Here is a 20275-nt window from a genome sequence, read left to right as displayed (position 1 = left end):
TACCCGAGGGGGGCGAAGGTGCTGTTGGCGATCGTCAGGCGGCCGAGTGGCGGTGAGCTTCCAGGGCGAGGAGGAGTTCGGCGACCGCCCGGGGGTCTTCCTCGACCCGCGGCACGGCGACAGGCTCCTCGGCGATGACGGCCAGGAAGCTTCCGCCGGCCGGCAGCGTATCGGCCAGTTGCTGCGGGCAACCGTTCGCGAGGGCGGTCATGGCAGGCTCGCCAGTGCGGCGCGGGCGGCGTTGTAGCCACACATCCCGTGCGCACCCGCGCCAGGCGGTGTCGCCGCCGAGCACAGGAACACACCAGGTACGCCGAGGCCGTACGGATTCAGCGTGACACGCGGCCGGAAGATCAGTTGGCGCGCAGTGTTGGCACCGGTGATCACATCACCGCCGAGGTAGTTCGCGTTGCGTTCCTCCAACTGCGCCGTCGTCTGGACGGTCCGAGCCACGATCAGGTCGCGGAAGCCGGGAGCGAACCGTTCGATCTGCGACTCGATCAGCAGCGTCGCGTCACCGTCGTAGCCGCTGGGCACGTGCGCATAGGTGTACAGCGGCCGCACGGAGCCCTCGGCACGAGACGGGTCGGCCAGATACTGCTGCCCGACCAGAACGTACGGCCGGTCCGGCATCCGGCCCGACACCACGTCCTGTTCGACCCGCGCCAGCTCCGCGTAGTCCCCAACCACGTGCACGGTCCCGGCCCGCCGCGACGCCTCGTGCGTCCACGGCACCTCACCGGAGATAGCGAAGTCGACCTTGAAGACCCCCGGTCCATGCCGGTACCGGAGCAAGGCCCGCCGGATCCTGGCCGGCATCGCCTCCCCCACGATCCACGCGGCCGCACTCGGTGCGAGATCCAGTAGAACGAGATCAGCATCGCCGACCTGCTCGAGTGATTCGACGAGCACGTTCGTCTCGACCTTGCCGCCGTGCTCCTCGAGGGCGGCGATCATCGCCCGGTTGATCGCCGCCGATCCGCCTTCTGCCACGGGCCATCCGAAGGCGTGCGCCGCCATACCGAGAGCCACGCCGATCGCCGCCGAGAAGGGCGCCGACAGCGGTCGCACCGCGTGCGCCGCCACACCGCCGAAGAGCGACCGCGCCTCTTCCGTCGACCAGCCCTTGGCGAGCACCGAGGCCGGTAGTGCGGACAGGGCACCGAACCGCGTCATCGCGACCGGATGCGACGGCACGCGTACGACGGGCCGCAGGAAGTCCGACGTGATCCGGTCGAACTGCTCCGTCAGCGGACCGAACACCTGCCGCCACCGGCGACCGTCGCGGCCGAGTGACGCAGCGGTCTCGTCGACCGATCGCAGGACCGCGGCACCGCGCCCGCCGTCGAGCGGATGCGCGTACTGGACCTCCGGCCACCGCCAGGTCAGACCGAACCGAGCCAGGTCCACAGACCGGGAGAACGCAGTGTCGACGGCCAACGGATGGAACCCTGAGCACTCGTCGTGGATCAGGCCGGGCAGCGTGAGCTCGCTGCTGCGGGTGCCGCCGCCGGGGCGGTCGGCGGCTTCGAGCACTTCGACGTCCACCCCGGCCTTGGCGAGAGTGACCGCGGAGGCCAGTCCGTTCGGCCCGCTCCCGACGACGATTGCCCTGGTCATGATCCACCACCTCCCGAGCCGTCCGGCGCCGACTCGACCGTCGCAGGCGGAGGCATCGCTACCGTCTTGTCTACCGCAGCTGGCCGCGGGTAGCGAACGCGCTGGTAGCCGGCCAGGCGCCACTCGACCGTCAGCGGGATCGGTCCGTTCGGCAGCCACGGCTGCTCGGCGACGGCGTCGGCCACCTGATAGGTCCCGCGCTCGACGATCCCGAGCGCCGCGTCGATCACGACGTACCGCTGGAAGTTCTTGTGCACCGGCTGCGACTCGATCCACGCGACGATGAACTCACCCGGCTCGAAGCCGCAGCGCTTCTGGATCGAGGCGATGAACCTGTGGTCGTGCAGGTGGCCGTCGCCGAAGTTGAAGCCGACGATGCAGTTCGTCATGAACTCAGCTTCGCGGATCGCGTAGTGATCGAGGTCGTCGCCGAGCTGGTCGACCAGGATCGAGTTCAGCGCCCGGCCCTGACTGTGCAGCGCCCGCCAGCCCATCACCTGGTAGAGCGCGACCTCGGCGGCGTCGCGGCTGCCGAGCAGTTCGGTGGCCTGGTCGATCACCATCGGCGCCGGCTTCACCAGCCGCTCGTTCAGCCGCTGCTCGGCACCAGGCGCGAACGCCCAGGTCGCGGACGCCCAGTTGCCGGCGTACTGGCGCATCGACGGCAGGAACGACACCAGGTCCGGCCGGAGGTTGCCCAGCACCGGGAAGAACAGCAGGCCGGCCGCGGTCACCACGAGCAACCACGGTGTCATGTCCCCCAGACCGAACCCGTCCCAGTTGGGATTGCCGAGGAACAGGAACCCGGCCGCGAAGGCGAACAGCACGTTCCACTCGAGCGGCACGGCCAGGGGGAACGTCGACGTGATGAACAGGTGGAAGCAGATCATCAGTACGGCGGCCACGATCGTCACGGTCTTGTTGGTCGAGAACAGCAGCACCAGGGGAGTGACGATCTCGACCAGGGTGCCGCCGACATGGGCGAGCAGGTTGCCGGCGTGGGACGGCCGCAGATCCTCGGGGAACTTCCGGTAGTTGATCCGCTTCATCGCCTTCAACGGGACCCACGGCGTGTTGCTGACCATCGGCGGCACGACCATGCCGAAGTGCTTGCCGAACTTCGAGAAGCCCGCCCCGACCCACACCACGACGATCAGCAGCTTGAGCGCGACGATCATGTCGACGGCGCCGTACAGGGCGAAGAACACGATCGCGGGCAGGTACTGCTCGCCGCGGGCCTGCAGGAAGAACACCTTGTCCCGCAGGCCGAGCCCGATCAGCAGTACGCCGAGGATCACCATCAGCACCGGGGACACCCGGCCGCCGGTGAAACCGTGCGCGGTCAGCCCGGCGTCGTCGACCGTTGGCAGGACCAATGACAGCGCCAGCGTGACGATGATCGCGAGGTACAGGCCGACGTCCACCGGCGTACGGCGGTCCCCGTCGGTCAGCGGCACCTTGCCGGGCCATGGTGGTTCGCGGATCGTGTCCACCCGGCCGTACGTGCGCCACCCGCCGGTGAACGGTTTGAAGTGCCCGGCCAGCGGACCCCAGGACCCAGCCACGCCGAGCGCCTCGAGCAGTACCGTCCACAGGATGAACTTCTGGTAGAGCACCGGCTCGGTCCAGAACTCGCCCGGGTGGAACGGGTTGAAGCCCGAGGTGAGGGTGCCGACCAGGTAGCCGCCGGCGATGTAGAAGAACACCAGCTTGACGATGTAGATGACATGGAAGATCGTCGGTGAGCCGAAGCCGTTCTCGGCCCAGTAGCGGGACAGGATCCTGATCCGCTCCAGGTACGGCAGGTCGTAGACCTTGTCCGGTTCCACCGGGGGAACCGAGGGTTTGCTGAATCCCATCGTGACGCTCCTTCAGTGGTGGTGGGATTTGCGGATGGCGGGTTTGTCGGGTTTGCCGACCGGGTTCTTCGGGATCGCCTCGACCATGTGGATCGCGACCGGGACCTTGATCTTGGTGAGCTTCGTCCGGCACAGCTCGAGCAGTTCGTCCACCTCGATGATCCGGTCCGGGTACGGCGCGACCAAGGCGACCGGGACTTCGCCGTACACCGGATGTGGCGCGCCCACGACGGCGGCCTCGAGGACCGCGCTGTGGCCGTGCAGGACGGTCTCGATCTCCTTGGGATAGATGTTCTCGCCGCCCTGGCCGAGAAGGGCAGTTATCTGGCCACCGCGGAGCGGATCCATCTGCACAAGAACACCGTGAAGTACCGGGTCGACAAAGCACTGGAGGAACGGGGCCGATCGTTGGACGACGAGCGCCTGGAACTCGAACTGGCGCTCGTCGCCTGCCGATGGCTGGCGGGTTCGGTGCTGACTGCCACCGCACGGTGACCCGAGCTTCCGGCCGGCGACTGTGTCGGCCGCACACACCCGTCAGGTGCGGGCGTCGTGGGGGATGCCGGCGGCCGCGTACGCGTCGGCCTCGTCGAGGGTCTCGTGCTTGAGGAGTTGCTCGGCGATCGAGTCGAGGCGGGTGCGGTTCTCGCGGAGGAGGCGTCTAGCCTCCTGGTAGCACTGGTCGATCAGGCGGCGTACCTCCTCGTCGACGGTGTTGAGCAGCTCGTCGGAGGCACCGGCCATCCGGGGGTCACCCTCGGAGGGCAGGACGGAGACCGGGCCGACGGCTTCCGACATGCCCCAGCGGCCGACCATCGAGCGGGCGATCCGGGTCGCGCTCTCCAGGTCGCTCTCGGCGCCGGTAGTGACCACGCCGAGGACCTCCTGCTCGGCGGCCATGCCCCCGAGCGCTCCGATGATGCGACCGCGGAGGTAATCCGTGTCGTACCCGTAGCGATCCATCTCCGGCGTGGACAGCGTGACACCCAGTGCCCGGCCACGCGGGATGATCGACACCTTCCGGACCGGATCCGCGCCGACCTGGATCATCCCGAGCAGCGCGTGACCTCCTTCGTGGTACGCCGTACGCCGCCGCTCCTCCTCCGGCATGACCACGTTGCGCGCCGTACCGAGCTGGATCTTCTCCAGCGCGTCGGTCAGATCGCGCTGGTCGATCTCGGACTGCCCTTGGCGGGCCGCGGCCAGGGCGGCCTCGTTCAGCAGGTTGGCGAGATCGGCACCGGTCATCCCGGGTGTGGACCGGGCCATGGCACCGAGGTCGACGTCCGGTCCGAGTGGCTTCCCGCGCGCGTGCACCTTCAGGATCGCCTCGCGCCCCTTCTGGTCCGGCGCGTGCACGGTGATCGTACGGTCGAACCGTCCGGGCCGGAGCAGGGCCGGATCGAGGACATCGGCGCGGTTCGTCGCCGCGAGCGTGACGACACCCTCGGTGCCGGAGAAGCCGTCCATCTCGGTCAGGATCTGGTTCAGCGTCTGCTCGCCCTCGTCGTGACCACCGATCGACCGGGCAGCGCCGCGGGCCCGTCCGATGGTGTCGATCTCGTCGATGAAGATGATCGCCGGCGCGACCTTGCGCGCCTCACCGAACAGGTCGCGGACCCGGCTCGCCCCCACGCCGACGACCACCTCGATGAACTCCGAGGCGCTGGCCGAGAAGAACGGCACGCCGGCCTCCCCCGCGGTCGCGCGGGCCAGCAGGGTCTTGCCGGTTCCGGGTGCACCCTGGAGCAGCACGCCCTTCGGCGCGCGGGCGCCGAGCCGGCGGTACTTGTCGGGATCCTTCAGATAGTCGACGACCTCGGTGATCTCGTCTTCGACCTCGTCGATGCCGGCGACATCGGCGAAGGTGACCCGCACGCTGGTGGGGTCGACCGGCTTCTTCTGCTGGCCGCCGCCGAGCAGGCCGCCCAACCCGCCGCCGGCGGCACGGCTACGCCGGAACAACCAGAAGTAGAACACGGCGATCAGCAGGAACGGGCCGAGCGAGATGAGCAGGTTCCACAGCACGCCGCGCTGCTGGACCACCGGCGTCGCCCGGACCGTCGCGCCGCTCTTCTGCAGCGCCCCGAACAGGTCGTCGTTCGCGAACGTCGGCCGCTCGGTGGTGAACTTCGTGTACGTCGAGTCGGTCTTGCCCGGGATCGGGGCGGCCGCCTTCAGCCGGCCCTCGATGGTGTCACCGCGCGAGAACACCTCGGCGACGTTCTGCTTCTGCACCTGCGCCGAGAAGTCGGTGTACGCGATGGTCTGTTCCCCGCCGGACATCTGGTCCTGCATCGTGGTGATCAGGAACAGCACCAGATACCCACCGACGATCCAGGCCGCCCACCGCCACCACCGCGGTCGCCGCGGCTTGTCCCCGTTACCCTGGGCGGTGGGCAGCCCCTCGGTCCGCCACGGCTTGTGGGGATGCCGCTGCGATCCGTTGTCCCGGTCCCCCTGATCAGGCGTGGACTTCTCCTGCGGCGGCTGATCCTTCTCACTCATGCTGGGCTCCGCTGGTGACCTGCCCGCGCCCTGGACACGCGGCCTCAGCCCAACATAGGTCGCCGGCGGCGGGTTTGCCGAGCACCAACGCCACTCCGGCGACCGGTCGGCGCCGGTACGATCTGGCATGGCGATCCCCCTGGTGCTCGACTGCGATCCGGGACACGACGACGCGATGGCGCTGCTGCTGGCGGTAGCCGATCCCGCGGTCGAGTTGCTCGCGGTGACGACGGTCGCGGGCAATCAGACAGTCGACAAGTGCACGGTCAACGCTCGCCGGGTGCTGTCCCTGGCCGGCGTGACGGACGTCCCGGTCGCCCGTGGTGCCGACCGGCCGCTGGTACGACGGTTGCGCATCGCCGACGATGTCCACGGGCAGACCGGTCTGGACGGACCGCTCTTCGACACCGAGCCGACCGTGCCCGAGTCGCCGTCACCTGCCCACGATGTGTTGATCGACGTACTCCGGAAGCACTCCACGCCGGTCACCATCGTGGCGACGGGAGCGCTCACGAACGTCGCCCGGCTGCTCTCGTCAGAGCCTGCGCTGATCCCGAAGATCGCCGAGATCGTGTGGATGGGCGGCTCGACGGACCGCGGCAACATCGCGCCGCTCGCGGAAGCCAACGCATACGTCGACCCCGAGGCGGCGGACCAGGTGGCCCGGTCAGGTGTCCCGTTCACCATGTGCGGTCTCAACGTCACGCATCAGGCTTTGGTGACGGACGACGTACTGGCGCGCTTCGAGCGGATCGGAACGTCGTTGGCCCGGATCTGCGTCGAGTGGATGACGTTCTTCGCCTCGACGTACCGGCAGCTCTGGGGGTTCGAGGCGCCGCCGTTGCACGATCCGGTCGCCGTCGCCCGGGTCATCGATCCGGCGATCGTGCGCTGCGTCGAGGCGAATGTCGTCGTCGAGACGAAGGGCGAGTGGACGGCCGGTGCGACCGCGGTCGACCTCTTCCACTACACCGGCCGCACGCCCAACGCGCAGGTCGCCGTCGAGCTGGATCGCGAAGCCTTCTGGACCAGGATCGTCGACGCCGTCACGGCTCTCGGCTAGATGGTGACGACGAGGCGGCCGTCGGTGCTGCCGGTGGATTGGCGATCCCAGGCGGTGGCGATGTCGGCGAGCGAGACGGTCTCGTGCGTGACAGCGACGGCTCCGTTGGCGGCGTGTTGCAGTACGGCGGTCAGCGCATCGCGGCGTTGCTCCGGGGTGATGGCGTTGTTCGTGTAGCCGAGGACACTCGCCGTACGGCTGCGGAGGACCGACGATGAGAACACCGCCTCGTCACCGGACGAACCGCCGAGGTTGACCAGGCGGCCGTACGGGGCGAGCACCCGCGAGGCCGCGGTGGCGGGGATGCCGAAGACAGGGTCGATGACGACGTCGACCGCACCATCGGTCGCTTCTCTCAGCCGGGCGGTGAGGGCGTCCACGTCGGGGCCTGAGGCAACTACTTCGTCCGCGCCGGCGGCCAGGGCCCGGTCGCGTGCGGCGTCCGACCGGCAGACGGCGACCACACCGTCGGCGCCGAGGAGCCGGGCCGCGCCGATCGCGACCTGGCCGACCGCCCCGCCGCCACCGAGCACGAGCACCTGCTCCCCCGGCTTGAACTGAGCCCGCCACGTGAGTGCCATCCAGGCCGCCACCCCGGACAGCCCGAGTGCGGCGACCTCTGTGTCCGGGACCGCCGTGTCCAGCACCACGAGATCGACATCCGGTACGGCGCATCGCTCGGCGAAACTGCCGTCACCCGCGGCCATCCCGGCCGAGGTCGCGAAGAACACCCTCGTCCCGGGCGGCACCACCTCGGACTGCTCGACCACACCGACCCCCTGCACCCCGGGCACATACGGCACCGCCGGCTGGCCGAAGTACGACGTACCGGACGCACACAGCAGGTCGAGCGGTACGACGGGTGCCGCGGTGACGCGGACGACGGAGTACCCGTCGGACGACACCGGGTCCGGGTGGTCGGCGTGGGACGGCGGTTGGCCGTGGGTGTGCAGGACTGCGGCTCGCACGCGAACTCCTAGGTGGTGACGTCTGGATAGGGCAGCGTGAGGTGCTGCAACGCCCGGCCGTAGGCCTTCTGATACTCGAGCGGCCCGTGGTCCCGCTCGAACATCGCGATGAACAACGTGAGCGTGAGGAACGGGTGTGCGCCGAGCCCGAACAGCGCGACATGATCGTGCTCGCGCAGGGCTTTGCGCTCCTCGTCGGTGAACGCAAGCCAGGTCGACTTCTCGTCGGTCGTGCAGTTGAGGATCGTGTTCGCCAGCTCCGCCTCCCACCAGCTCACCGTCCCGGCGGGATCCTCGCGATACCGCTCGACCAGCACCGGATCCCGGTCGACAGTGAAGAGGAACTTGTCCAGCAGGTATTTGCTCATGCCGGCACTCCGTTCGGGTACCAGGTGAAGTAGGCCTCCATGGTGTGGAAGAGGTCGAGCGAGTCGACGTGATCCGCCTTCGCACCCGCGCCGGCCGCGCCCATCATCAGCATGAAGTCCATGAAGCCGTGGGTCGCGTTGCCCGGCAGATGCAGGCTGTCCAGCGTCACCTCGGCCAGGCAGCCGTCGACGTCGCCGCTCGCGATCCAATCGACGGCTTTGCGGTCGAACTCCGGATCCGGACCGTGCTCGCCGAACTGCCGCGGGCCGCCGAGCTCCAGCGACAGGTGCCCGGTGCCGATGATCGCGACCCGCGCGTCGATCGGCCATGACTCCACCAGCTGCCGGATCGTCCGGCCGAGCTCGACGAACCGGCCCGGCCGGGGCAACGGCGGCGCGAAGATGTTGGTGTAGATCGGCACGATCGGCAGGTCCGCCTCCGGGCGGAGCGTGATGATCGGGCAGGTGATGCTGTGGTCGATCCGCAGTTCGTTGCTGAAGGCAAGGTCGAAGCCGGCGTCCAGCCCGTTCCGCAGGATGTGCGCGGCCAGCCGCTCCTCCCCCGGCAGCGTCATCCGCGGCAGCCCGAACTCGCGCTCCTCGTTGTACCAGTTCGCATCGAAGTACGGCGCCTTGCCGACCAGGAACTGCGGCATGTTGTCCAGCCAGAGCTGGTGGAAGTGGTCGCTGCCGACCATCACCAGGATGTCCGGCCGAGCCTTCGTGAGCGTCTCCCGGAACGCCTCGATCTTCGCCACCCACTCGTCGGCGAACGGGGGCCGGTCGGCTCCGGTAGCGGTGCTCGCGCGGTAGTAGAACGGGTGATGCGTGGAGGCGATGACCGCGGCGACTGTGGCCATGTGGGGCTCCTTCAGCTAGCGGGATCGACGTAGACGGCGTTGCGGTCGACGGTGAGGTAGGCGTCCATGCCGATCGGCCGGCGGCGTTCCTCGGCGAGCTGACCGAGCAGCCCGGCAGCCCTGGCCAGCAAGGCGAATCCGCGCAGCAGCTCGACCGGCAGCCCGAGATCGGCCAGCGCGGCGCCGCACACGCCGGCTCCGTTCAGCGGGAGCCTGCGGCCGAGCACCTGCTCGTGCACGCGGCCGATGGCCTCGAAGAGCCGCAGGTGTGGACCGCGCAGACCTTCCTCCTCGGCGATCCCGATCAGGACCGGGGTCCGCGGATCCTGGACCTTGTGCACCGGATGCCCGAGCCCGGGGACATACTTGCCGGCCTCCCGCGTCGCAGTGACGACCTCCAGGGCGAGCTCGTCCCAACCCGCATCGTCTGTCGGTACGTCGCGCCCTTGGAGGGCCTCATCGAGATACATCCCAGAGTCCTCGGTCACCCCGAGGAAGCGGGAGCCGCCGCCGAGCAGACCGGCGGCAAGAGCGCCTTGCAGTGAGTCCGGGGCGGAGAGATAGGTGAGCCGGGCCGCGATGGCCGTCGGCGTGAATCCGTGATCGGCGAGGGCGACCAGCACCGCCTCGAACACGCGGGTCTCGGACGGCGTCGGCCGACGTAGGGCAACCAGCCAGAACGCCAGCTCTCCGAAACCGACCTTGCCCATCAGGTCAGCCGTGAGGTCCTGCCCGAGCAGGCGGATCTCGTCGGCACTCGACGTACCAAGTGAGGTCGGGAAACTCATCCACGTCCTCGCTTCGCTCCGGGCGCGGATGAGGCGCGAGACACACTGTGCTTGATGATGAACTCGCTTCGCTCGTTCATATGAGCGGCTCCTTCAGCCAGCGGCGGAGTTCGGCGCCGTGTTCGTCCAGCTCCGGCGGCGGCAGCCGGTACGACGCCGCGTCGTCCGAGAACGTGATCGGGTTGCGCACGGTCGGGATCGATCCGACCGTCACCACCGGGTCGAGACCGATGTCCTCGGCGAAGGCCACGCCGCCGTCGACGGTGTTGATCGGGCCGCACGGCACACCGGCGGCGATGATGTCGCGGAACCACTCCATCCGGGTCCGGGTCCGCAGCCGCTCGACCAGCAGCGGCCGCAGCTCCTCGCGGTTCGCGGTGCGCTTCTCGTTCCGGTCGAAGCGCGGGTCGTCCGCCAGCTCCGGCACGCCGAGGACCTCGACCAGCTTGCGGAACTGGCCGTTGTTCCCGGCCGTGATGATCAGCTCGCCATCGGCACAGGGCAACGGCTCGTACGGGAACAGGCTCGGATGGCTGTTCCCCATCCGCAGCGGTACGACGCCACCCGCGACGTACGCGCTCGACTGGTTGACCAGACCGGACAGCGCCGACGACAGCAGGTTGACCTCGACGTGCTGGCCGCGTCCGGTCTCGTGCCGGGCGTTGAGCGCGGACAGCACACCGATCGTGGCGTGCAGGCCGGCCATCACGTCGAAGACCGAGATCCCGGCCCGGTAGGGCTCGCCGTCCGGCGAGCCGGTCAGGCTCATCAGCCCGGAGATCGCCTGCACGATCAGGTCGTACCCGGGGAGCTCCGCACCCTTCGGCCCGGAACCGAAGCCGCTGATCGAGGCGTAGATCAACCCAGGGTTGCCGACGGCAACGGTCTCGTAGTCCAGCCCGAACCGGGCCAGCCCGTTGGGCCGGAAGTTCTCGACCAGGACGTCGGCGCGCCGGGCCAGCTCCCGCGCCGTGGCCTGGTCGCCCGGGTCCTTCAGGTCGAGCGCGATCGACCGCTTGTTCCGGTTCACCGCGAGGTAGTACGTCGAGATGCCGTCGCGGACCGGTGGCTGCCAGGACCGGGTGTCGTCGCCGCCGGGCGCCTCGACCTTGACCACGTCGGCGCCCAGGTCGGCCAGCAGCATGGTCGCGTACGGACCGGCCAGGATCCGGGAGAAGTCGGCGACCAGCAAGCCGGAGAGCGGACCGTTCACGCACCAACCTCCCGCGGCTATTACGGACACTTGTCCGCACACTCTGATCGCCTCAGTCTCGATCGGCCTCCGAGCCTCTGTCAACCACCCGGCGCGAACCCTTGACAGTCCGCGCGGACGCTTCGATAGTGACCGTATCGCCCCGTTGACCGTCATACGGACGTATGTCCGGGCATTCTTCTGGAGGGGAACATGACCACAGCCGAGACACCGGTGGCGGGCCGGCCGGTGCTGCTGCGCGGGGGGACCGTGCTGACCATGGACGACGACCACACGGTCGTCACCGACGGCGACGTGCTGATCGTCGACCAGCAGATCGCGGCCGTCGGCCGGGATGTCGACGTCCCCGAGGGCACTCAGGAGATCGACGCGACCGGCGGCATCGTGATGCCCGGCATGATCGACACCCACCGGCACATGTGGCAGACCGCGATGCGCGCGTACGGCGCCGACTGGACGCTGACGCAGTACTTCGTCTGGTACTACCTCGAGCACGGCAAGACCTTCCGGCCGGAGGACATCTACGCCGGCAACCTGACGTCGGCCTGGGAGTCGCTCGAGGCCGGGGTCACCACCACGGTCGACTGGTCCCACGGGCTGCAGAGCGTCGACCATGCCGAGGCGGCCGTCGACGCGTTGCGCGCCGTACCCGGCCGGTTCGTCCTTGCCTACGGCAACATTCAGGCCGGGCCGTGGGAGTGGACCGCCGATCCGGCCGTCAAGGCGTTCCTGACCCGGATGCGGGACGACTCCGCCATCGGGCTCCAGCTCGCCTTCGACGTCACCGGTGACCCGGCGTTCCCGGAGCGGGCCGCCTTCGAGGTGGCGCGTGAGCTCGGGCTCGGCGTGACCACCCATGCCGGCGTGTGGGGTGCGACGAACGACGACGGCATCCGGTTGATGCACGAGAACGGCTTCATGACGCCGCAGAACATCTACGTGCACGCCGCGACGCTGGCCACCGACTCCTACCAGCGGATCGCGGCCACCGGCGGATCGGTCTCGGTCTCCACGGAGTCCGAGCAGAGCGCCGGCCAGGGCTACCCGCCCACCTGGCAGGTCCGCCGCTACGGCATTCCGGTCTCGCTGTCGATGGACACCAGCGTGTGGTGGAGCGGCGATCTGTTCAGCGCCATGCGGTCGACGCTCGGCGCCGACCGGGCCCGCGAGCACCTCGAGGCCCACATGAAGGGCGCCACGGTGACCCACAGCCACCTGCGGGCCGAGCACGTCGTCGACTGGGCCACCCGCGGCGGCGCGAAGGCGCTCGGCCGGGACGACCTCGGCAGTCTCGAGCCCGGGAAGAAGGCGGACGTCGTACTGATCAAGAACGACTCGTCACCGGTCTCGTTCCCGCTCGTCAATCCCTATGGTCACGTGGCTTTCCAGGCGCAGCGGGGTGACGTGCACACCGTGATCGTCGACGGCCGGGTGGTGAAGTTCGCCAACCAACTGGTTGGTTGCGACCTGGCCGCCGTACGCCGCGGTGTCGAGGCGACCGTCGGCTACCTGCGCTCGTCGCTCGGCGAGGAAGCCTGGGCGAGCGGGATGAACCCGGAGCTGCCGAAGGGCGAGGTGTTCGACAACCCGTACCAGTACACCGAGTACAAGTCCGACTCGACCCGCGAAGCCCGCGGCACCATCTTCGGCGAGCCGGGGTCGTAGGCTCGGACGGACCAGTTCGCCGGACGACGTGGAGGCAAGGAACCGATGGCAGGACGTGGCGCTGGCCCAGACTTTGTCGAGTCCTTGGCTCGCGGGCTGGACGTGCTCGCCTGCTTCGACGCGGACCACCGCACCATGTCGCTGTCCGAGGTGGCGGCCGCGGCCGGCCTGGCCCGGCCGACCGCGCGCCGGCTGTTGCTGACGCTGGAGGAGCTCGGCTTCGTCCGTACGGTCGACGGCTCCTTCCAGCTCACGCCGAAGGTGCTGACCCTCGGCATGGCGTACGTCGGATCTCTCGGCCTGTGGGACATCGCGAAGCCGCATCTCGAGGCCCTCGTCGGCCGGACCGGCGAGTCGTCCTCGATGGCCCAGCTCGACGGCTCCGACATCGTCTACGTCGCGCGGGTGTCGGTACCTAAGATCATCGCGCTCCGGGTCGATATCGGCACCCGCTTCCCGGCCGCCCAGACCTCACAGGGCAAGGTCCTGCTCGCGGCCCTCTCCCCCGACGACCTGGCCGGCGTCCTCGCCCAGCCGAGCCGGGCCGGACTCCCGCCGTACATCGGACGGACCGCGGCGCAGCTGTGCGACGAGCTCACCGAGATCCGCGCCCGCGGCTGGGCCCTGGCCGACGAGGAGCTGGCGCCCGGAGTCCGTTCGGTGGCGGCCCCGGTCCGGGACGGCACCGGCACAGTACGCGCCGCGATGAATGTCACCGTGCACGCCGCGGAGACGTCCACGGAGAAGCTCCTCCACGACCATCTGCCGGTGCTTCTCCGTACGGCGGGAGACGTCAGCGCCGAGTGGGCGCTCTGGCAGTCCCGCCCGCACGTCGAGCTCGACCAGCCCGGTCGCGAAACCTCGGCCTGACCCGCTACGGCGTGATCCAGCCGGTCAGGATCGTCGTACCGGACTCGGTCGTGCAGAGCAGACGGTAGGGCGCGGTCGGCACCGGGCGCAGGGTGAAGAAACCCAGCTCGTCGATGTCGGCGGTGGCGAACTCGCCACCGTCACCACGCGCGCTGACCGAACCGGCCTCCGGCGGGTCGAGCTGGCCGAGGACTCCGTTGGGGGTCAGCTCGATCTCGATCGTCCAGCCGTCCGAGGCGAAGGTCAGCGACCGGAGCGTCGCACTCTCCGACCGGACCGCCGCCGGCGCCAGGGACTCCCAGGCCGAGTCGTAGGTGAGCGCGGCCAGTTCGGCATCGATGGTGCGCCAGACGAAAGCGGCCTTGCCGGCCTCGACGAACGTCCGCGGCACTTCCTCGGCAGTGGTCAATGCGTCCCGCAGGGCATCGAGCAACTCGTCGTCGTTCCAGTCGAGATCCATCACGCGCTCACCTCCTCTAGTTCTCGTCAGGTCCCCCGGCGACCAGCAGCGCCAGCGCGGGGGTACGGCGTAACCGGTCCAGGCACCGGGCCCGGTTCGGGCCGATGCTGCCGATCGGGACGTGCAGTTGCCGGCTGATCTCGTCGTACGCAGCCGGTGGGTCCTGCGTGAGCAGGGCCAGCAGCGCCTGGCAGCGTTGCGACAGTTCGCGGAACGCGGCCCGGAGCACCGCCCGGCGTTCGTGCCGGAGCACTTCCTCCTCCGCGATCGCCTCCTCGACGACTTCCGTCGACTCCGCCGGGTCGACGGGCTCGACCCGGCTCGTCGCGCGGAGCAGCCGGTAGCACTCGCGCTGGGTCGTGGTCGCGATCCACCCCGGCAGGGCCGCGGGTTCACGCAGTCCCGGCAGGTGCTCGACCAGCCGCAGCCAGACGCTCTGCCCGACGTCGTCAGTGTCCGCGGCTGCCAACCGGTATCGGCGGCAGACGGACCAGACGAGCGGCGCATAGCGCTCCACGAGTTCGTCCCAGGCGTCCTTGTCGCCGTCCCTGGCCCGGGTGACCAGAGCGACGACAGTCGGATCATCCCGCATGTCATCCCCCTTCCCACGCCGGATCGCTTACCTTACGGAGCAGATCCGGCGCGCGTTGATACATGATGCTCAGGCCCCGAGTGCGACGAACGATCGCGCGGCGGCGACGGCCACCGGGTCGTCGGCGTCGGCGGTCCGGGCCGCGGCGAACGCGGCGGCGAGCGACTGACCGGCCTGCAGGTTGTCGTGCAGCGCGCTCATCAACGGCACGGTCGCCGGATCGTTCACCGGTACGACGCTCGCCAGAATGCCGGCCGCTCCCAACGGAATCAGACTGCTGCTCAGCCCCAGCAGCTCATCGGCGCCCACCGGCTTCGCCAGTCCGGAATCGCAACTGGACAACACCAGCCGGTACGGCGCCCGCCGCAGCCGCTCGAAGTCGTACACGGTCAACGGCCCGTCATCCAGCCGCAGTGACGAGAACAGCGGGCTGTCCGACCGGAACGTTCCGTGTGCGGCGATGTGCGCGATCCACGCTCCGTCGAGCGCGCGCAACACCTTCTCCGCGGTGGCATCGCCGTTCGCCAGCACTGTCGCGTCCGGATAGCACTCGGCCAGCCGCATCACCTCGGCCTTGCCCGCCGAGAGCCCAGGGCCGAGCACCAGCACCACGCGCCGATCTGACGGCGGCCGCAGCCGGCGCGCCCGCAACCACGTCGCGGCCGAAGGGACCACGTTGACCGGACGATCGGCCAGCGATGGCAACAGTCCCCACGGCACCGCCTGGAGCCGGCCCGGCGGCACCATCACCGCCGGCCGGTCACCGAGCAACTCCTGCGCGGACCCGAGGATCGCATCGCCGAGCCGGGAGCCGAGCACGTCGAGCGAGGGACCACGCTGCGACCGGCCGTGCGCCAGCCAACGCAACCGGAACCGCGAACGGTCGACCTCGACCGCCGCCGTGGACACCGGCCCGACGGTGTGCCGGCTGACCTTGCCGTCCCGGACCACGACGGCATGGAGTACGTCGTCGACCTCGATCAACTCGACCAGCACCGTCTCGCCCAATGCCCCGACCAGCTCGTCGAGATCGAAGCGGGCCGTGGACCCACGCAACGGCTGGCCGTGCGCCCGGTGAGTCCGCTCGCGAACAGCCTTCTCGAGCCGTCGCCGCTCGCGGTCCAACGTGACTGTGCGTCCCTCGAGATCCAGCCGCCGTACGACGTCGCGCAAGGCGGCGAGGTCGCCGATCAAGTGCTCGTCATCCGGCGGTCGCACCGGCGGAACCGTGAGCGCCGTGGCTCGCCACCGTTCGCCCCAGACCAGCAGGCTTCTCGCATCGTCGCGCCGCAACGCGTCGCGCAACGCCAACTCCGCCAACTCCGCACCATGACCGGTCGCCAGCGCGCGCAGCTCGGTGGCACCCATCGTCAGCCGATGCTCGTCCAGGGCGTCGAGGCCGCGCGCACAAGCGGTCAGCATGCCGCGGACATCGGCGCGAGCCTCGGAGCGCAACGCCTTGCCGAGCCAGGCCGCGCTGCGAGCGAGTGGCGGCGCATCCTTACTACGTCGCGCGGCCAACTCCAGCTGATGATCCGCGATCCGCGCACGTCCCTCGGCCAGCGCGAGCCGACCCGCCAGCAGATGTGCGGCTGACGCCTCCGAGGCACCGAACGCATCGAGGCGGCGGGCCACTTCATTCACCCGGCGCTGCAATCGAGGACCGGTCTCCCCTGACTGGTAGCGAGCCTCGAGCTGAACCATCGACGAGCGCACCGACCACCACTCGCGGCCTTGCGCGGAGAACAGCCGCCGAGCCCGATCGGCTCGCTCCCGCGCCGCATCCAGGTCACCGGTCGCGAGCGCAGCGGTCGCCGCCGCGAACCACAGCTCGCCGCGCTTCGTCGCCGTACCGCCTTCGGCTTCCATCTGCAGGATCGCCTGATCCATCTCGGCCAGCGCTTCGGTGCTGAGACCGGCCGCGAGCAGTACGCCGCACCGGTCGATGGCGAGATCGGGCCACGCGACGCCGACCGCCGCGAACCGCCGTCCGGCTTCGTCCAGATACCTCAGCGCCGCCGGCAGGTCGCCCCGGGAGAACGCGACCAGTCCCCGGTTCTGGCGGGCCTCGGCGTACTCGAACTCCTGGCCGGTGGCGGCGTACAGGCGCTCGGCGACCGCGAAGTCCGCGTCCGCTCGCTTGGTCCCGCCCAGCGCCAGCTGGATGAAGCCGCGGTAGTTCCGCGACCGTGCCTCCCAGACCTGATCGCCGGAGCGACGCAAGCGCGTGATCGCCGACCGCAGATCGTCCAAGGCCTCGCGATGCCGGCCCAGGACGAGCAGTACGTCGGCCCGCCGCAACAACACGCGCCCACTCAGCGCACCCCGGCTGAGGACGACGGCCCGGTCGAGGTTGGTCAACGCCTCCCGGCTCCGGCCGGCCCGGCCCAGGGTCGCGCCCAGCGTGGCCAGCACGTCCGCCTCGCGATCGGGCAGACCGGATCGCTCGGCGAGCCGCAACGCGATCCGAAGCTCGCGGATCGCCGTGGGGATGTCGCCGAGCTGCCGCCAACCGATGCCGGCGGCCTGGTGGGCCACGGATGCGACCGCAACCGACGGATCATCGGACAGCAGGGATCGCGCCGCCGCGATCGCGTCGTGGGGGCGTGACAGTGCCAGCGGCAGCAGAGATTCCGGTGCAACCGCCGTCTCAACACTCCCCCCGGCCGTCGGCACTCTGAAATGATAACGGCCGGTTGCACCATTTCATCGATTCAGGGGGAAGGCAGGAAATGGCCCAGGATGGGAACGGCAACGGGGGAAGTCAAACGTACGAGCGAAAGTACGTCGCCCAGATCAGGTTGATTCTCGAAGCATTCGGCCGCGAGGTCGAGGTCCATCCGGCGGACTGGGAGAAACAACCGGACGGCGTCGACTATCTGTGCCGCGCCGGGACCGTCCTGGTGCGCGACGAAGACCTCACCCGCGTGGTCGAACTCTTCGGCGGCGGCACGGCGGCCGAGGGCGGCATCGGTGGCGTCACCCGGCTTCAACTGCCGGACAAGCTGCCACCGGACGCGCCGGAGGACGCCTCGATCACCTTGCGGTTCATCAAGTACGCCGATCTGCGACTCGGCCGCGGCGTGGTCACGCCGGAGCACTTGTTCTACGTGTGTCCGAGCGTCAGTCCGTGTCCGGCCACCGAGCCCGAGGAGGTGCCGCCCGGCATTCCGCCGGACCCGGTGCTGCCGACGCCGTTCCTGTCCGCCGGCGCGGCGGACGGGCGTGGCGTGAAGGTCGTCGTCCTGGACGTCGGCTGGTCCGACGCGCCGGGGGCGTACTGGCTGAACGGGGTGACCGGCGATCCGGAGAACGCGTTCGACGGAGCCGGGCGGATCCGCCCGTACGCGGGTCACGGCACCTTCATCGCCGGTGTGATGCGGGCGATCGCGCGCAATGTCGAGATCGTGGTGAAGAGCTATTTCACCGCCGCGGGCGCGATGTGGGAGTTCGATCTGGCCCAGGCCCTCGACGAGGTGCTCGATCTGGCGCCGGACATCATCAGTTTGTCGGCCGGCACGCGGACGCGCTTCGATCTGCCGGCCCTTGGTCTGGACGTGTTCATCCAGACCCGGCTGAATCGCGTCAACGGCCTGGCCCTGGTCGCCGCGGCCGGGAACGAAGGCACCCGGGACTACTTCTGGCCGGCCGCGTTCCCCGAGGCCGTGGGCGTCGGAGCGCTGGCGGTCAACGGGCGGGATCGCGCGTCGTTCAGCAACTTCGGTGGCTGGGTCGACGTCTATGCCCCGGGCGTGGACCTGGTCAACGCCTACCTGACCGGCACCTACGAGTGCACCGAGCCGCCGAACGCGGGCCAGTTGCGCGACTTCACCGGGATGGCCCGCTGGAGCGGTACGTCGTTCGCGACACCGCTGGTCGCCGCTCTGATCGCGGGACGGATGTCGGTGACGGGTGAGAACGCCAAGCAGGCCGCTGACGCGTTGCTGGCCTTCGCGATGACTCAGCCGGAGCCCGGCGTCGGCGGCGTACTGCGCGCCGGCGACGCACTGGCCTCACTCGGCTGACAGCTGGAAAACTGCACTGACGCGGTGCGGACAGCCGGCCTGACCACCGGATTTCCTCCCGCACCGCGTCAGCCCTCCCCCTGCAGCGCCCCCGGTTGTGCTCCCCCCTGGAACAACTCGAAGGCTTCCCCCCACATTTGTGCGGAGTCAGGGACGCACCCTGCTGATACATCCCTTTCCGGAAATTTCCGGCCGTATCTGGAGCCGGTGCTCGCGACTCCGCTCAGTAAGAAGCAACTTCTCGGGGGAGATCACAGTGGCCACCATGGATCTGACGTCCGCGCAGACCGCGGACACCGTCCGGCCCACCAAGCCGGCCAAGGCGCGACGGCGCGACAAAACCGCCACGTCCCCGATGACACCGGCGCTACGGCGACTGACCGGAACGGTGAACGCGCTCGAAGGACTGATCGCCTTCGTCTGGCTGGTCGCGTCGTACGGACTGGCCGAGCGGCTGGTCGCCGCGCAGGAGGCGGCGCCGGTCGGCACGGTCGCGACGCGGTCGCTGCGCTGGTGGGGGCTGGACATCCCGCTCACGCTGAACATGAGCCTGCTCATCGTCGGCGCGGCGGCCGGTGCGGTCGGCAGCGTCGTCCAGCAGGGGCTGGCGTTCGCGCAGTACGCGCGCTACGACCGGCTCCGGAACGGTCAGGTGTGGTGGTACGTGCTGTTCCCGGTGTGGGCCGGATTGCTGGGCGCTGTGGTGGTGGTCGCGGTCAACACCGGGCTGATCAGCATCGGCGACGACACCACGTCGACCGCGGGCGTGACGGTCCTGGTCACCATGGGGGCGTTGGCCGGTCTGTTCACCAACCAGGCCCTGCGACGGCTCCGGCCGATCCTCGGCGGGCCGACGAGCACCGAGCCGATCGACCCTCAGCCGCCCACGGGGGGCTGAGGGTTCTCGCAGAGGAACGGGGCGCGGTGGCCGCCGGAGTGGTACTGGTACCGCTTCCCGGCCACCTCGAGGATGGTGCGAGTGCCGGGGATCAAGGCCTGGGTGTAGCGCATGCCCGGCTCCGGGCAGCCGAGGCTGCCGTCGCGCCAGGTGACCTCGTCCGAGCTGACCACGGTCACCCGGGCCGGATCGACGCCGAGGTGGCTTGCCAGTGCGGCCTTCGCCTGCTCGACCGGATCCGCCGGCAGTGTCGGCGGATCCGTCGGTGGCGGCGTCGGCCCGGGCGTCTGCGCACTGCTGGGCGTCATCGACGGTCCCCCTCCTGCTCCCTGCGATTCGTTGCCGCACGCAACCAACAGGACGGTTGCGGCGGCAGCTGCCGTGATTACGCTCACTCTGTGCATCATGATCACCTCCCACAGTAGACGCCGTACCGAAGCTGTTCGTTGCATGCCCTGTTGTTCAGGTGGTGTTTGCCGGGAGTCAGTCCGCCGACGGCAGGATCACGCTCACATCAC

At 69.5% G+C, this 20275-nt stretch carries 20 protein-coding genes; 6 read left to right on the top strand and 14 right to left on the bottom strand.

Features of this window, described 5'->3' with window-relative positions; genetic code table 11:
• Positions 1-34: 34 nt before the first annotated feature.
• The 4 genes from OG876_RS31115 to OG876_RS31100 are packed head-to-tail and all read right to left on the bottom strand — an operon-like array spanning position 35 to position 3827.
• Positions 35-211: a hypothetical protein gene (locus OG876_RS31115; RefSeq protein ID WP_328520225.1), complete on the bottom strand. Its 177-nt coding sequence runs from the start codon at positions 209-211 to the stop codon at positions 35-37.
• Positions 208-1620, bottom strand: coding sequence for a phytoene desaturase family protein (locus OG876_RS31110; protein WP_328520224.1), 1413 nt, complete (start codon positions 1618-1620; stop codon positions 208-210). The genes OG876_RS31115 and OG876_RS31110 overlap by 4 nt, the downstream gene beginning before the upstream one ends.
• Positions 1617-3479: a DUF3556 domain-containing protein gene (locus OG876_RS31105; protein ID WP_328520223.1), complete on the bottom strand. Its 1863-nt coding sequence runs from the start codon at positions 3477-3479 to the stop codon at positions 1617-1619. Before OG876_RS31105 ends, OG876_RS31110 begins: the two co-directional genes overlap by 4 nt.
• Before the next feature lie 12 nt (positions 3480-3491).
• Positions 3492-3827, bottom strand: a complete 336-nt coding sequence (locus OG876_RS31100) for an AMP-binding enzyme (protein ID WP_328520222.1) — start codon at positions 3825-3827, stop codon at positions 3492-3494.
• Between OG876_RS31100 and OG876_RS31095 the strand changes: the two genes are divergently transcribed.
• Complete coding sequence (locus OG876_RS31095; RefSeq protein WP_328520221.1) at positions 3732-3974, top strand: helix-turn-helix domain-containing protein; 243 nt, start codon at positions 3732-3734, stop codon at positions 3972-3974. The two genes, OG876_RS31100 and OG876_RS31095, sit on opposite strands and share 96 nt — an antisense overlap.
• Before the next feature lie 42 nt (positions 3975-4016).
• On the opposite strand, the gene ftsH is transcribed toward OG876_RS31095, so the two are convergent.
• The gene (gene ftsH, locus OG876_RS31090) at positions 4017-5987 is read right to left on the bottom strand and encodes an ATP-dependent zinc metalloprotease FtsH (protein ID WP_328520220.1); all 1971 of its coding nucleotides are present in this window, start codon (positions 5985-5987) and stop codon (positions 4017-4019) included.
• Positions 5988-6114: 127 nt separating this feature from the next.
• Here ftsH and OG876_RS31085 point away from each other — a divergent pair, with 127 nt between their 5' ends.
• Positions 6115-7050, top strand: a complete 936-nt coding sequence (locus OG876_RS31085) for a nucleoside hydrolase (RefSeq protein WP_328520219.1) — start codon at positions 6115-6117, stop codon at positions 7048-7050.
• On the opposite strand, the gene OG876_RS31080 is transcribed toward OG876_RS31085, so the two are convergent.
• The 5 genes from OG876_RS31080 to OG876_RS31060 form a co-directional block, all read right to left on the bottom strand.
• Positions 7047-8018: a zinc-binding alcohol dehydrogenase family protein gene (locus OG876_RS31080; protein WP_328520218.1), complete on the bottom strand. Its 972-nt coding sequence runs from the start codon at positions 8016-8018 to the stop codon at positions 7047-7049. The two genes, OG876_RS31085 and OG876_RS31080, sit on opposite strands and share 4 nt — an antisense overlap.
• 8 nt (positions 8019-8026) lie before the next feature.
• On the bottom strand, positions 8027-8386 hold the full coding sequence (locus OG876_RS31075; protein WP_328520217.1) for a hypothetical protein: 360 nt from the start codon (positions 8384-8386) through the stop codon (positions 8027-8029).
• Positions 8383-9246, bottom strand: coding sequence for a hypothetical protein (locus tag OG876_RS31070; protein ID WP_328520216.1), 864 nt, complete (start codon positions 9244-9246; stop codon positions 8383-8385). The genes OG876_RS31075 and OG876_RS31070 overlap by 4 nt, the downstream gene beginning before the upstream one ends.
• A gap of 11 nt (positions 9247-9257) precedes the next feature.
• A complete protein-coding gene (locus OG876_RS31065) occupies positions 9258-10034 on the bottom strand; it encodes a citryl-CoA lyase (protein ID WP_328520215.1) in 777 nt (258 codons plus the stop codon).
• Positions 10035-10110: 76 nt separating this feature from the next.
• On the bottom strand, positions 10111-11247 hold the full coding sequence (locus OG876_RS31060) for a CaiB/BaiF CoA transferase family protein (protein WP_328520214.1): 1137 nt from the start codon (positions 11245-11247) through the stop codon (positions 10111-10113).
• 192 nt (positions 11248-11439) lie between these two features.
• Here OG876_RS31060 and OG876_RS31055 point away from each other — a divergent pair, with 192 nt between their 5' ends.
• Together OG876_RS31055 and OG876_RS31050 are read left to right on the top strand one after the other, a co-directional pair.
• Positions 11440-12912, top strand: coding sequence for an amidohydrolase family protein (locus OG876_RS31055; protein WP_328520213.1), 1473 nt, complete (start codon positions 11440-11442; stop codon positions 12910-12912).
• A 45-nt stretch (positions 12913-12957) separates the two neighbouring features.
• Complete coding sequence (locus OG876_RS31050) at positions 12958-13782, top strand: IclR family transcriptional regulator domain-containing protein (RefSeq protein ID WP_328520212.1); 825 nt, start codon at positions 12958-12960, stop codon at positions 13780-13782.
• A 4-nt stretch (positions 13783-13786) separates the two neighbouring features.
• On the opposite strand, the gene OG876_RS31045 is transcribed toward OG876_RS31050, so the two are convergent.
• From OG876_RS31045 to OG876_RS31035, 3 genes are all read right to left on the bottom strand, one after another.
• The gene (locus OG876_RS31045; protein WP_328520211.1) at positions 13787-14242 is read right to left on the bottom strand and encodes a hypothetical protein; all 456 of its coding nucleotides are present in this window, start codon (positions 14240-14242) and stop codon (positions 13787-13789) included.
• A gap of 16 nt (positions 14243-14258) precedes the next feature.
• A complete protein-coding gene (locus OG876_RS31040; RefSeq protein WP_328520210.1) occupies positions 14259-14834 on the bottom strand; it encodes an RNA polymerase sigma factor in 576 nt (191 codons plus the stop codon).
• A gap of 69 nt (positions 14835-14903) precedes the next feature.
• Complete coding sequence (locus OG876_RS31035; protein WP_328520209.1) at positions 14904-17510, bottom strand: CHAT domain-containing protein; 2607 nt, start codon at positions 17508-17510, stop codon at positions 14904-14906.
• A gap of 56 nt (positions 17511-17566) precedes the next feature.
• On the opposite strand from OG876_RS31035, the gene OG876_RS31030 reads away from it, so the two are divergent.
• Complete coding sequence (locus OG876_RS31030; protein ID WP_328520208.1) at positions 17567-18859, top strand: S8 family peptidase; 1293 nt, start codon at positions 17567-17569, stop codon at positions 18857-18859.
• A gap of 265 nt (positions 18860-19124) precedes the next feature.
• Positions 19125-19757 (top strand): hypothetical protein, encoded by a 633-nt coding sequence (locus tag OG876_RS31025; RefSeq protein WP_328520207.1) that lies wholly within the window; start codon positions 19125-19127, stop codon positions 19755-19757.
• On the opposite strand, the gene OG876_RS31020 is transcribed toward OG876_RS31025, so the two are convergent.
• Positions 19736-20065, bottom strand: a complete 330-nt coding sequence (locus OG876_RS31020; protein ID WP_328520206.1) for a hypothetical protein — start codon at positions 20063-20065, stop codon at positions 19736-19738. The two genes, OG876_RS31025 and OG876_RS31020, sit on opposite strands and share 22 nt — an antisense overlap.
• Between the last annotated feature and the right edge of the window lie 210 nt (positions 20066-20275).

Origin of the sequence: Kribbella sp. NBC_00359 (assembly GCF_036097425.1) — a bacterium.
Classification (GTDB): Bacteria; Actinomycetota; Actinomycetes; order Propionibacteriales; family Kribbellaceae; genus Kribbella.
The sequence above is the reverse complement of the archived record's forward strand: the minus strand, read 5'-3'. Positions and strand labels throughout refer to the sequence as shown.

Excerpts from the sequence above, each read along its gene's own strand:
- OG876_RS31115 (WP_328520225.1), bottom strand. The coding sequence starts at position 211 with ATGACCGCCCTCGCGAACGGTTGCCCGCAGCAACTGGCCGATACGCTG.
- OG876_RS31110 (WP_328520224.1), bottom strand. The coding sequence starts at position 1,620 with ATGACCAGGGCAATCGTCGTCGGGAGCGGGCCGAACGGACTGGCCTCC.
- OG876_RS31105 (WP_328520223.1), bottom strand. The coding sequence starts at position 3,479 with ATGGGATTCAGCAAACCCTCGGTTCCCCCGGTGGAACCGGACAAGGTC.
- OG876_RS31100 (WP_328520222.1), bottom strand. The coding sequence starts at position 3,827 with ATGGATCCGCTCCGCGGTGGCCAGATAACTGCCCTTCTCGGCCAGGGC.
- ftsH (WP_328520220.1), bottom strand. The coding sequence starts at position 5,987 with ATGAGTGAGAAGGATCAGCCGCCGCAGGAGAAGTCCACGCCTGATCAG.
- OG876_RS31085 (WP_328520219.1), top strand. The coding sequence starts at position 6,115 with ATGGCGATCCCCCTGGTGCTCGACTGCGATCCGGGACACGACGACGCG.
- OG876_RS31075 (WP_328520217.1), bottom strand. The coding sequence starts at position 8,386 with ATGAGCAAATACCTGCTGGACAAGTTCCTCTTCACTGTCGACCGGGAT.
- OG876_RS31070 (WP_328520216.1), bottom strand. The coding sequence starts at position 9,246 with ATGGCCACAGTCGCCGCGGTCATCGCCTCCACGCATCACCCGTTCTAC.
- OG876_RS31065 (WP_328520215.1), bottom strand. The coding sequence starts at position 10,034 with ATGAGTTTCCCGACCTCACTTGGTACGTCGAGTGCCGACGAGATCCGC.
- OG876_RS31055 (WP_328520213.1), top strand. The coding sequence starts at position 11,440 with ATGACCACAGCCGAGACACCGGTGGCGGGCCGGCCGGTGCTGCTGCGC.
- OG876_RS31050 (WP_328520212.1), top strand. The coding sequence starts at position 12,958 with ATGGCAGGACGTGGCGCTGGCCCAGACTTTGTCGAGTCCTTGGCTCGC.
- OG876_RS31045 (WP_328520211.1), bottom strand. The coding sequence starts at position 14,242 with ATGGATCTCGACTGGAACGACGACGAGTTGCTCGATGCCCTGCGGGAC.
- OG876_RS31040 (WP_328520210.1), bottom strand. The coding sequence starts at position 14,834 with ATGCGGGATGATCCGACTGTCGTCGCTCTGGTCACCCGGGCCAGGGAC.
- OG876_RS31030 (WP_328520208.1), top strand. The coding sequence starts at position 17,567 with ATGGCCCAGGATGGGAACGGCAACGGGGGAAGTCAAACGTACGAGCGA.
- OG876_RS31025 (WP_328520207.1), top strand. The coding sequence starts at position 19,125 with ATGGATCTGACGTCCGCGCAGACCGCGGACACCGTCCGGCCCACCAAG.
- OG876_RS31020 (WP_328520206.1), bottom strand. The coding sequence starts at position 20,065 with ATGACGCCCAGCAGTGCGCAGACGCCCGGGCCGACGCCGCCACCGACG.